Annotated in this window: 10 protein-coding genes; 9 read left to right on the forward strand and 1 reads right to left on the reverse strand. The window is 46.4% G+C overall.

The window, feature by feature from the left end; translation table 11 throughout:
* Positions 1–242 precede the first annotated feature (242 nt).
* The 8 genes from QUA70_RS01780 to QUA70_RS01815 all read left to right on the forward strand — a co-directional run bounded on the left by QUA70_RS01780 (position 243) and on the right by QUA70_RS01815 (position 10448).
* A complete protein-coding gene (locus QUA70_RS01780; RefSeq protein ID WP_333330878.1) occupies positions 243–3065 on the forward strand; it encodes a cation-transporting P-type ATPase in 2823 nt (940 codons plus the stop codon).
* 242 nt (positions 3066–3307) lie between these two features.
* Positions 3308–4561 carry a DNA replication/repair protein RecF gene (locus QUA70_RS01785; RefSeq protein WP_333344872.1) on the forward strand — a complete coding sequence of 418 codons (1254 nt, stop codon included), beginning with the start codon at positions 3308–3310 and terminating at the stop codon, positions 4559–4561.
* Between the two features lie 147 nt (positions 4562–4708).
* Positions 4709–5107: a photosystem II protein Psb27 gene (gene psb27, locus QUA70_RS01790; protein WP_333330881.1), complete on the forward strand. Its 399-nt coding sequence runs from the start codon at positions 4709–4711 to the stop codon at positions 5105–5107.
* A 451-nt stretch (positions 5108–5558) separates the two neighbouring features.
* Entirely contained in the window at positions 5559–7202 is a 1644-nt protein-coding gene (locus QUA70_RS01795) for a family 10 glycosylhydrolase (protein ID WP_333344874.1), read from the forward strand.
* Positions 7203–7466: 264 nt separating this feature from the next.
* Positions 7467–8126, forward strand: coding sequence for a polysaccharide deacetylase family protein (locus QUA70_RS01800; protein WP_333344876.1), 660 nt, complete (start codon positions 7467–7469; stop codon positions 8124–8126).
* Positions 8107–8361, forward strand: coding sequence for a hypothetical protein (locus tag QUA70_RS01805; RefSeq protein WP_333344878.1), 255 nt, complete (start codon positions 8107–8109; stop codon positions 8359–8361). The genes QUA70_RS01800 and QUA70_RS01805 overlap by 20 nt, the downstream gene beginning before the upstream one ends.
* 112 nt (positions 8362–8473) lie before the next feature.
* On the forward strand, positions 8474–9097 hold the full coding sequence (locus QUA70_RS01810) for a restriction endonuclease subunit R (protein WP_333330889.1): 624 nt from the start codon (positions 8474–8476) through the stop codon (positions 9095–9097).
* Between the two features lie 73 nt (positions 9098–9170).
* Complete coding sequence (locus QUA70_RS01815) at positions 9171–10448, forward strand: bifunctional sterol desaturase/short chain dehydrogenase (protein ID WP_333330892.1); 1278 nt, start codon at positions 9171–9173, stop codon at positions 10446–10448.
* 150 nt (positions 10449–10598) lie between these two features.
* Here QUA70_RS01815 and QUA70_RS01820 read toward each other — a convergent pair whose 3' ends face one another.
* Complete coding sequence (locus tag QUA70_RS01820) at positions 10599–11198, reverse strand: glyoxalase-like domain protein (RefSeq protein WP_333330895.1); 600 nt, start codon at positions 11196–11198, stop codon at positions 10599–10601.
* 119 nt (positions 11199–11317) lie between these two features.
* Between QUA70_RS01820 and QUA70_RS01825 the strand changes: the two genes are divergently transcribed.
* Positions 11318–11722, forward strand: coding sequence for a gamma-glutamylcyclotransferase (locus QUA70_RS01825; protein WP_333330898.1), 405 nt, complete (start codon positions 11318–11320; stop codon positions 11720–11722).
* Positions 11723–11739: the final 17 nt, after the last annotated feature.

The raw sequence follows: 11739 nt of genomic DNA on the forward strand, positions 1-11739 counted from the left end.
TAGTTAAGGTGGATAAGTGCTAGGAGCGGTAGGTCTACAAACGGCGCGATAGATCCGCCAGACGCAGTGAAGTTAAAAGCTTCCTGCCTTCCCGGCATCGAACCGCCGCATACGAGTCCCAAGTTAAACAGTTTTTGATTCAGAACTCAAAACTTAAAAGTCTCTGACTGTAATCAGCCACATCCATCGGCTGTATCTGTCCGGCCGCAGTCCCCTAATTGCCCCATGCTCGATCGTAATTTATGTCTTCAACTTCTCCCTCTTCTTGGCACACCGTAGCAATTGACCAAACTCTCAAGCAGCTAAGCAGCAACAAAGACGCTGGCTTGAGCAGCCAACAGGTGTCAGAACGCTTGCAGCAATACGGCCCCAACGAACTAGAAGAAACAGGAGGCCGCAGTCCGTGGTCGATTTTTGTCGATCAGTTCACCAACATCATGTTGTTGATGCTGATGGGTGTGGCCGTGATTTCGGCTTTTTTGGACATTCGGTCGAATACTTTTCCCAAAGATGCGATCGCCATTTTTGCGATCGTCATACTCAACGGCATTCTCGGCTATTTCCAAGAAAGCAGCGCCGAAAAAGCCCTCGCAGCACTCAAAAACCTCGCTTCTCCCCTAGTCAGAGTCCTGCGGGACGGCAAAACTTCGGAAATAGCAGCCAAAGAACTCGTACCCGGAGACGTGATGCTATTGGAGGCTGGGGTAAAAATAGCAGCAGACGCACGCTTGATCGAAACATCAAATCTGCAAGTCAGAGAATCTGCTTTGACAGGAGAAGCTTTACCAGTTACCAAGCAAGCCGATCTAGAACTTGCCGAAGATGCTTCGTTGGGCGATCGACTCAACCTGATTTTTCAAGGGACAGAAGTTGTTCAGGGACGAGCAAAGGCGATTGTTACCAACACCGCAATGCAAACTGAACTGGGCAAAATTGCCACCATGCTTCAGTCAGTAGAAAACGAACCGACTCCCCTGCAACAGCGGATGAGCCAGTTGGGAAATGTTCTAGTCTCCGGTGCCCTAGCCTTAGTCGCAATTGTCGTCATCGGCGGCATGATTACCTTCCAAAACGGCGGCATCGGTTTCGATACCAGCAGGTTTGAAGAGTTGTTAGAAGTTTCTCTAAGCATGGCTGTGGCTGTGGTTCCCGAAGGACTCGCAGCAGTCGTGACAGTTACTCTGGCACTCGGAACTAGACGGATGGTGAAACGAAACGCCCTGATTCGCAAACTACCTGCGGTAGAAACTTTGGGTTCAGTAACAACCATTTGTTCCGACAAAACAGGTACTCTGACTCAAAATAAAATGGTAGTTCAGCTAGTCTCTACGGGCGACTGCACAGTCGCCGTCGCAGGATCCGGCTATGCCCCGATCGGAGATTTTACCGATCGCCATACATCGACCCAAATTAATAATTTAGAGGAATATCCAGAACTCGAATCTTTATTAATTGCCTGTGCAGTTTGCAATGACGCAGTGTTGCAACAAGAACAGCAAGAATGGCAGATTTTAGGCGACCCCACAGAAGGAGCTCTGCTGTGTGTAGCAGGAAAAGCAGGCATTTATAAGGAAAAACAGTCTCAATTACTGCCGCGGACGGCGGAATTTCCTTTTTCTTCCGAACGCAAGCGGATGAGCGTGATTTGCGAAGTGCCCGGCCGATCGGGACATTCGGGATTTCCGGCAAAAGAAGGACAGCAGCCGAATTATTTGATGCTGACCAAAGGTTCTCCAGAGTTGACTTTGGAGCGCTGCAAAGGCATTATAGTCGGCGATCGAGTACAACCTTTAAATCAGGAAATGCGCGATCGCATCCTCGCCGAAAACAACAACATGGCAAGCGGCGGTTTGCGAGTCCTGGGGTTTGCGTACAAACTCTGGGAAAACGTGCCACCCGAAGGTTCTGAGGAAACCAGCGAACAAGAAATGATTTGGCTGGGACTCGTCAGTATGCTGGACGCCCCGCGCCCGGAAGTGCGCGAAGCAGTGGTCAAGTGCCGCGATGCAGGCATTCGGGTGGTGATGATTACAGGAGACCACCAATTGACAGCAAAGGCGATCGCCTACGATTTAGGTATTGCTAAAGAGGGCGATCGAGTGCTCACTGGTCAAGAATTAGAAAAGCTTAGCCAAGAAGAACTCAAACAACAAGTCGAACAGGTTAGCGTTTACGCCCGCGTCTCCCCCGAACACAAATTGCGAATAGTCCAAGCTTTGCAAAGTTGGGGCAAATTTGTCGCGATGACCGGCGATGGCGTTAATGACGCCCCCGCTTTGAAACAAGCCGATATCGGCATCGCCATGGGGATTACCGGCACCGATGTCAGCAAAGAAGCTAGCGATATGGTGCTCCTAGACGACAACTTCGCAACTATTGTCGCCGCCGCTGAAGAAGGGCGAGTAGTTTATAGCAATATTCGCCGCTTTATTAAATACATTTTGGGCAGCAACATCGGCGAAGTTTTGACAATTGCCGCCGCACCTTTAATCGGTTTGGGAGGAGTGCCGCTGACCCCGCTGCAAATTTTGTGGATGAACTTAGTAACAGACGGCGTTCCGGCTTTGGCCTTGGCTGTGGAACCGGGGGAACCGAACGTGATGAAAAAGCCTCCTTTCAGTCCGCGAGAAAATATTTTTGCGCGGGGTTTGGGTTCTTACATAATTCGGATCGGGATTATTTTTGCAATTTTGACGATCGCGATGATGTCTTGGGCTTACGGATATACCACCAACCCTAACCATGTTGGAGATCCCGAGGCTTGGAAAACAATGGTGTTTACAACTCTTTGTTTGGCGCAAATGGGTCACGCGATCGCAATTCGGTCTAACACTCAGCTAACTATCGAGTTAAACCCCTTCACTAATCTTTTTGTGTGGGGGGCTGTGATTGTTACTACTGCTTTGCAATTGATGCTAATTTACGTTCCGCCACTGAGAGCATTTTTCGGCACTCATTATTTAACGGGGTTTGAGTTGCTGGTTTGCTTCGGTTTCAGCGCTCTGATGTTTGTCTGGATTGAAATGGAAAAACTGTTTGTGCGCTTTTACAAATCTAGAAAATAGTGTTAATGGCTAACGGATAATGAGCGATGCTTCATTATTCGTTAGACTGCTCGCATTTAACCAGATTCTCAACACTATAAAGTCATTGCAAGCGCAACGATCCGCAAAAACTGCAATTCCACAGATTCGCCATTGAATGGGTAAGGTACGCAATGGGCACCCTACGATAACTTTACTGCCAATTCCGAATTCCGAATTTCCAATTCCCGATTCCCGATTCCCGATTCCCGATTCCCAATATTATGTATTTGAAAACGCTGCACTTACGGCAGTTTCGGAACTACTTCGATCAAAAGGTGGCGTTTGACGCTCCCAAAACTATTTTAGTAGGAAATAACGCTCAAGGAAAATCTAACTTGTTAGAAGCGGTAGAGTTGCTTTCTACATTAAAAAGCCACAGGGTAGGGCGCGATCGCGATTTAATACTCGACTCAAAGCCGATCGGGCAAATTGATGCTACACTCGAACGTCAAACCGGAGCGATCGACTTAGCTTTAACTCTTCGTTCTCAGGCGCGTCGCACACTGAAGCTCAACGGTGAACCGCTGCGCCGCCATTTAGACTTTTTGAGCGTTTTAAATGTAGTGCAATTTTCTTGTTTGGATTTGGACTTAGTGCGCGGCGGACCCGAAGGAAGGCGCAATTGGATCGATCGCCTAGTCATCCAGTTAGAACCGATTTACGCTCACATTTTGCACCAGTATAATCAAATTTTGCGCCAGCGAAACGCTCTGTTGAAACGTTCTAAAGCAATCAGGAAAGCCGAATTTTCCGAAGGTTTTGACAAAATGCGATTTATCGGATCTGAAACTCCCGAAGACCAAAATATCGCAGAATTCCCAATGCCCAATGCCCCATTCCCAATGCCCCATTCCCAATCCCCCATTCCCAGTTCAGAATTAGCTTTGTGGGACGCGCAGTTGGCGACAGCGGGGGCTCGCGTGATCCGCAGGCGCGATCGAATTTTGGAGCGTTTGATGCCTTTAGCTCGAAATTGGCACCGGTCAATTAGCGGTTCAGCAGAAGTTTTAGATGTGAAATACGATGCTAATATTGAAGTAAGTTCGGAATTAATCGCTAAAGACAATCTTGAAGGAGTGCGGCAAGCATTTTTAGAGAAAATTCAAAAAAGGGCGATCGCAGAACAGTTTCAAGGAACCACTTTAGTCGGCCCCCACCGCGACGACATTACATTTACCATTAACAATACCCCAGCTCGTCAATACGCATCCCAAGGTCAGCAGCGAACTCTGGTATTAGCATTAAAATTAGCCGAATTGCAGCTTATTGAAGAAGTCGTCGGCGAAGCGCCTTTACTGTTGCTCGACGACGTACTTGCAGAACTCGATCTGAGCCGCCAAAATCAACTTTTAGAAACTATTCAAGAACGATTTCAAACTCTGATTACTACAACTCACCTAGGCGCTTTTGATGCTCAGTGGCTGCGACAAACCCAAATTCTCTCCGTCGTTGCTGGACAAATCAATCGATTTTAGATTTTAGATTTTAGATTTTAGATTGACAAATTTTCTGTTTCATGGTATTAATGCAAAAATTTTGAAAAATTGGCATTATTACCTCAATTCGAGATAGGATAAAGGTTAATTTTGATTGTCGCTTTCCCTGCCATTTTTCTAAACCTTATGAAGCATTACATTTCGCGTCTGTTAGCCCTGGTATTAGTTGTTGTCATCGGCGTAGCGGGCTGTACCAATGTTCCAGCCACTCTGAGTGGAGATTATGGTCAAGACACATTAGCATTAGTGAAGAGCTTGAGAACAGCGCTCACTTTGCCAGAGGGCGCGCCCGAAAAAGCCGCCGCTCAAGCCGCTGCTCGCACCAGTATCAACGATTTTTTTGCTGAATACCGCCGCGATCCCGCTCTTACCAAGCTGGCCTCTTTCACGACAATGCGGACGGCATTAAACTCTTTGGCAGGACATTACAGTTCCTATCCCAACCGTCCCGTTCCTGAAAAATTGAAAAAGCGTCTTGAGTCAGAATTTCAGCAGATTGAAGCTGCTCTTAACAGAGGAGCTTAATCTCAAAATTTAGGATCAAGGATAAATTTTAACCATTCATCTTTCATCCTTGATATTGGAGTGTTAACAATTTTTAGTAGAAATATCAACTGCTTTTAGCGCCCACTATATCCAGGCGCTTTTTTATGCAGAATTTAGGGGAAAAAATACTGAAACATTGAACTGGATATGATTTCAAGTCCTGGCTTTTTACCCATTTTATTCTTTAGTATGTTATAGAGGGACTTCGTTTGTAGAATAGCGGTTTCAAGTGGCGAGTCTTATCTTTCCTGCCGTTATTCGATCGCACATAATATAAATAGTCGCCAGACAGAATTTGCATTGTGCGATCGACTTGTGCCATAACTAAGTCAACCGAAAAAAGTAGAAAATTTGTAGCTGCTTGTTGAGCGCGATCCAGAAAATGCGATCGCCAGCCAATTTAAACTAGAAAACCCCATTCAACTCTCCCATGAAAATTGCACCAACCCGCATCGCGAATTTTCAACACCAGCGACGCTTTTTCAGTGCGGTAACTGCTGTTTTAACCAGTAGCTTCATCAGCCAGCTTGTTTGGCCCTTTATCGGAAATCAACCAGCTTTTGGCCAAACATCAGCCTATTGCCAATTATCCAAAGAACAGGTCAATCAAAAAGAAGACTTGCGCCGCGCCGCCCTGTCGGGAAAACGGGAATCTCAGCAAGCATATTTTGCTGTTTTGAACAAACACGCGCGGGAAATAGCAGAATGTCGCCAAAAAACTTGGCCCGAAACCCAAGCAGTTTGGCTGCGTTTGTATCCCTGCGATGTCAGACCCGGAGAACTCGATCGAGTATTAGACAAAGTTGTGAATAAAGGCTACAACCAAGTCTATGTCGAAGTGTTTTACGATGGTCAAGTGCTTCTCCCAGCAGCCGACAATCCTACGGCTTGGCCTTCTGTTGTGAGAAATCGCGGTTACGAGAAATACGACTTGTTAGAAAAGGCGATCGCCAAAGGCAAACAACGAGGTTTAAAAGTATACGCCTGGTTATTTACCATGAACTTTGGCTATAGCTATGCTCAGCGTCCAGACAGACAGCAAACCCTCGCTATCAACGGTAAAAATCAGACAAGTTTAACAGTAAGCGAATACGCAGCAATTAACGAGGACTTCGGAGAAGTTCCGGGCAATCAAGCCTTTATCGATCCGTACAACCCACAAGCACGGCAAGACTATACTTTGTTAGTAAATCAAATAGTCAAGCGCAAGCCACAAGGAATGTTATTCGACTACATTCGCTATCTAAGGGGCATCGGGCCCGCTTCAGTTGCTACCAAAGTTCAAGACTTGTGGATTTACGGCCCAGCATCGCAGCAAGTTCTTTTGCAGCGGGCTAACAATCAGCAAGGGCGAGATTTAATTCAGCGGTATTTGACTAAAGGATTTATCAATCCTAATGATGTTCAAGCAGTAGTCAAACAGTATCCAACTGAGCGAGAACCTCTTTGGCAGGGCCGAATTCCGCAGGCGATGTCAGTAGCAACTCCACCTTCTAGAAGAGACAATGCCACATCCAGATCAGCCTCAACAACTCCCGCCGCTAACAAGCCAAACCCTGCAACTCCCACACCAAAACCAACACTGCGGCTTCCCGATACCGGCACTCTGCAAAAAGACCTCTGGAAACTGAGTGTTGCTCACGCAGTCCAAGGCATTTTAGATTTTTTGGGAATAGCAATTCAACCCGCTCAAAGGATGGGAATTCCTGTAGGAGCGGTATTTTTTCCCACTGCAAATCAAGCGATAAATCAAGGGGGATATGATTCGAGATTGCAGCCTTGGGACACCTTTCCGCCTGCCGTGGAATTCCACGCCATGTCTTACGGAAATTGCGGCGATGTAAGCTGCATTGTGCCACAGGTGCAGCGGACTGTAAGTTTAGCACCTGCGGGGGCAAAAATCATTCCTGCCATTGCTGGAGATTGGGGAAAACCTCTCAAAAATCGGCCGTCTTTGGAGATTCAAATGCGGGCAATTCGCGCCGCAACTCCCCAAATTAATGCGGTGAGTCATTTTGCTTTTGGGTGGCAAGAACCGGAGGATGAAAGGGCACGGCAAACTTGCAGATTGTAGATATATTCCTGGACGAAAAGGGTGTCATTACCTTGTTTTATGGTTGCCGCAAGAGCATGAAAGCGTAGATTTTTGAGCAATAAACCGGGTTTTTATATGGGAATCAGCGGCGAATCACGAGTGATTTGCCTAAGAAAACCCGGTTTTTGCCTAAGTCTTGCTTGAGTGCGATCTACCTTTTGCCAAAAAAATTAATTTACCAAATTTTCAAGCTACCAGAACAATCAGGCATAATGAGATTTGTCAAAATAAATCGCATACCTGATGAGTCCCAAAGGCAATAAAAAACGGGTTATTAAAACCGTTATATTTATCGGATTGAGCCTCACCATTTCCCTGTTGTGGGAAAACAGAAAAACCGCCAGTTCAAATCCGCTAATACCGATCGCACCCGTTGAAAATCCCCCGCCAAACCTCCTGAAACCCCGAAAACTAAAAACACCCCATTCTGCCCCCGCAGCTCCCTCTCCCAAACCTCCCGAACAACCTTTAGTCTTCGCACCGCCCGCGCACTTTCGCAGCCAAATTGTTTATAAAGCCAGTATTAACAACTCAAAAGTTATCGCCCTGACATTTGACGATGGCCCTTCGCCTGAAACTTTGAAAATATTAGAAGTTTTGCACAAACATCAAGTTGTGGGCACATTTTTCTGCTTGGGTGCAAATTTGCGGGAGTATCCAGAAATTGCGAAAAGAGTTGTGCAAAGGGGAAATGCGATCGGCAATCATACTTGGCATCACTATTCTCACAATGTTACCAAAAAAACAGCATCGGATGAAATAGATAATACTGGCGTTCATATTTATCGATCGAGTGGGGCAAAAAGTTTCTTGTTTCGCCCTCCCGGCGGTCGCTTAAATAACGGTTTGGCAAATTACGCTAAAAAAAAATTATGTAGTGGTGATGTGGTCGATCGATCCTAAAGACTTTCTGCAACCTTCGGTCGCTGCGATCACCCGTAGCGTGCTATCCCAAGCGACATCGGGGGCGATCGTATTGTTGCACGACGGCGGCGGAAATCGCCAGCAAACAGTCGAGGCGCTATCTGCAATTATTCCCAAACTCAAACAGCAAGGATATCGTTTTGTCACCGTACCGCAATTGCTGCAAATGCAAGCTGGACAAAAACAGCGAATTGCCAATCAAAAAACCCAATAAACAGACATCTCAGCCAAATCTGCTTTATCTGCATTTCATTTGCGTTCATCTGCGGTTAAAATCAACATTATGCTAAACTTATTAATCACTATAAAACCATTTATTAATCCTAATGCAAAAACTTCTCTCAAGAGATATCAACCTCCGCTATCTAATCGATAACTTCGGCTTGCAGCGAGTTCGCAACAGCGAATTTTTCCGAGAATGGCAAGAAAACTTACCCGAAGTAACAGACTCAGAAAAACAATTGCTCGATCGCATCCAAGACATATACTTCAACTTGGTAGACACCCCGCCTGTATTGGAAAATGCAGTCAAGCTAACAATTATCAGCCCCATTTTGTTTATTGCCGGTCTGTATGAGTCTCCTTTTCAAGTCAAAGCCGAAAAGTCTATCGCCATTCAAGAGGAAGACGAAGGCAGAATCATCGAAGGCAGAATAGATATCCTAATTATGAAAGCAAACTTGTGGGTGACAGTAATTGAATCCAAACAACTTTCGTTTTCAACGGACGAAGCACTTGCCCAACTCCTGACATATATGCTCGCCGATCCCGATCCAGAAACTCCTACTTTTGGCATGATTTCCACAGGTGCTAACTTCTCGTTTGTGAAGTTAGTCAGAGGGGAAACTCCCCAGTATGCCTTATCTCCAGAATTTGTAATCCGCAATCCCGGCAATGAATTGTACCGAGTTTTGCAGATTTTAAAACGCCTGAGTAAACTTTCAGACTAGCAATAAAAGCCATTTTGAGTTATCTTTCAAAGCAGACAATATCTAATATCTCAAATTTGAAACTGGTGCGAGCATGGTAAATTACTGGATAGTTGGCGCTGTGGCAATAGCTTCTGTCTGCTGGGCAGAAATAATACGAGACTTTTATCACGTCGTGTCCCATTATTGGGCACCCCTGCAAAAGCTGCACACTTGGCATCACCGCGTTTTCCGCCCGAATTTGACCGCCGTCAGCGAGACTATTTACAAGCAAGCACACTGGCGTCACGACGTGCCCGAAGCTGCGGCGATGATGGTTTTGGGCTTGTTGGTGTGGGTTGTAGCTTATTTTGGGCTGCCGGAATATCACTGGGGCGCAGCAGCGGGTTGTATTTATACTTTAGGCTTTTTGTTGAGCGCGATCGCCCGCGCGATCGGCATCAAAGGTGCAGACGAATTAACCGACATCACCCACCAACCGGGAGATTTCCTAACTCCCCCTGGCAAGTGGTTAGTTAATAAACCTTATCACTGGCGGCATCACTTCGACAATCAAAATGCTTACTATTGCGGTACTTTCACCTTAATAGATAAACTTATGGGTACAGCACTTTCTCTCAAAGGCAAAACTGTAGCCGTCACCGGTGCATCGGGAACTTTAGGGCGTTTGCTACTCAAACACCTCCACAAAGCTGGTGCAAAAGTGATCGCCCTCTCCTCTGGAAATGAGGAAATTACTTTGGATGTAGACGGCGAAAATTTACCTGTAAAAACCGTAACTTGGCAAGCTGGCCAAGAGGCAGACTTAGCCATATTGTTAGAAAAAATCGATATTCTCGTCATCAATCACGGGATTAACGTACAGCGAGAAAGAACAGGAGAGGCGATCGCAAAATCCTACGAAATTAACACTTTTTCCGCGTGGCGGCTGATGGAACTCTTTTTCTTAACAGTCCGCACTAACGAAAACATCGCTTGCAAAGAAGTCTGGATCAACACTTCCGAAGCAGAAGTAATTCCCGCTGTCAGTCCCCTGTACGAACTCAGCAAACGCGCCCTGGGAGATTTAGTCACCCTGCGTCGGCTGGATGCGCCCTGCATCGTTCGCAAACTGATTTTAGGGCCGTTTAAAAGCAACTTAAACCCGATCGGCATCATGTCTCCTGACTGGGTAGCGCAGCAAGTTGTCAAACAAGCTAAAGCTGATGCCCGCAATATCATCGTCACAATTAATCCTTTGACTTTTATCATTTTTCCAGTCAAAGAGTTTTTTGTTTCCCTCTACTTCCAAATGTTCAGCCGGAAAGCGATTTCCGAGATAACGGAAGCTGCGGCCTCTGAAAAATCTAGCGTTGAAGCTAAGATTAATTAATGAACAAGAAACCCGGTTTTTTATTAGATAAACCGGGTTTCTAACTTGGGATGTAATACCAAATTCGGCTTTAATACCCCTTTGATTCTTTTGTCCCTCTTTGCGGAGACCAAATTTTGTGTACGATCGGTTTCAACCGCCGCGTATTATTTAATTACTAACCTCAGCCATTTCAATGACGCGGCCGTCGTAATCCTTGACCAAAAAATTCAGTGGCTTTTCCCGGCGAATTTTATAACTAATGCCGCGAGTTTGTACCCTCATCAATAGCTGATCCAAACATTCGCGATCGAAACAAACGTGACGCTGGCGATTTTTTTCCCCTGCACCGGCCCCGCTAATAATGTGCAGTTGGGTATTTTTCATCAACTGATACCACAAACCCTCGGGACTCCCCAGCGTTTGAGAGGTCGTTGCCCTCCCGACATTCGGCGACAAATACAGCGGATCGATACCGGTTGTCCCCAAAGTTTGCTCGTAATTGTAGTAGTAGTGCAGCGGCACTTCTGCTACGGGCAGGTTTAGCATACCTTCATAGAACTCCCTCGCTTGTCCGAGATCGGATACCATGACCGTGTGTACCTTCGGAGCACTGGTGAGAAACATCCACATCGCCCCGGCATAGGCCGCCAGCAGCATTACCATAATCCCTTGAGTCGAAAATAAGCTGTCCAGGGGCAGGGACGGCAAAAAAGAGCTCAAGTACAAAGGCCGAAGTCCAAAAGCAATAAAACTAACTGCTAGAGTCATGAATTATAAGAAAGGTAAACAACGAAATTTAGGAAGATTGCAGTCGCGATCGCCCGCGAGACTTAAACTATTAGCTTAGCCATCTATGTTAGCAAAAACTAGCGGTTAGGCCCTACCCGATGAAAGTCTTTGTCTACGGCACTCTCAAACCCGGGCAGTGCAACTACCTCCGCTACTGCGAAGGAAAAGTTGTGGATGCTTGCCCCGCGATCGCCCGCGGTCAACTTTTTGCGCTGCCGATCGGCTATCCTGCGATGATGGCCGGAGATGGCACAGTCTGCGGTTTTCTCCTCTGTTTCGCAAACTCGGCTATTTTGGACGATTTAGACCGATTGGAAGACTATCATCCGCTGCGGGAACCGACACAAAACGAATATCAGCGGCAGGAAATCGAAATCTTCGATCGACACCTCAAACCTTTAGGCATGGCTTGGGCATACTTCATGTTACCCGATCGCGTCCGTTCCCTAGGAGGCATCTGGCTGCCCCACGGCAGGTGGGAAAATAGGTTTTTCACCAAATAAGGTGGTTAATGCCGATG

The organism is Microcoleus sp. LAD1_D5, from assembly GCF_036702115.1.
Classification (GTDB): domain Bacteria; phylum Cyanobacteriota; class Cyanobacteriia; order Cyanobacteriales; family Microcoleaceae; genus Microcoleus.

Bases quoted from the DNA above. Each gene is read 5' to 3' on its own strand.
- QUA70_RS01810 (WP_333330889.1), top strand. From the start codon at position 8,474: ATGCAAAAACTTCTCTCAAGAGATATCAACCTCCGCTATCTAATCGAT.
- QUA70_RS01780 (WP_333330878.1), top strand. From the start codon at position 243: ATGTCTTCAACTTCTCCCTCTTCTTGGCACACCGTAGCAATTGACCAA.
- QUA70_RS01805 (WP_333344878.1), top strand. From the start codon at position 8,107: ATGTGGTCGATCGATCCTAAAGACTTTCTGCAACCTTCGGTCGCTGCG.
- QUA70_RS01800 (WP_333344876.1), top strand. From the start codon at position 7,467: ATGAGTCCCAAAGGCAATAAAAAACGGGTTATTAAAACCGTTATATTT.
- QUA70_RS01785 (WP_333344872.1), top strand. From the start codon at position 3,308: ATGTATTTGAAAACGCTGCACTTACGGCAGTTTCGGAACTACTTCGAT.
- QUA70_RS01815 (WP_333330892.1), top strand. From the start codon at position 9,171: ATGGTAAATTACTGGATAGTTGGCGCTGTGGCAATAGCTTCTGTCTGC.
- QUA70_RS01795 (WP_333344874.1), top strand. From the start codon at position 5,559: ATGAAAATTGCACCAACCCGCATCGCGAATTTTCAACACCAGCGACGC.
- QUA70_RS01820 (WP_333330895.1), bottom strand. From the start codon at position 11,198: ATGACTCTAGCAGTTAGTTTTATTGCTTTTGGACTTCGGCCTTTGTAC.
- QUA70_RS01825 (WP_333330898.1), top strand. From the start codon at position 11,318: ATGAAAGTCTTTGTCTACGGCACTCTCAAACCCGGGCAGTGCAACTAC.
- psb27 (WP_333330881.1), top strand. From the start codon at position 4,709: ATGAAGCATTACATTTCGCGTCTGTTAGCCCTGGTATTAGTTGTTGTC.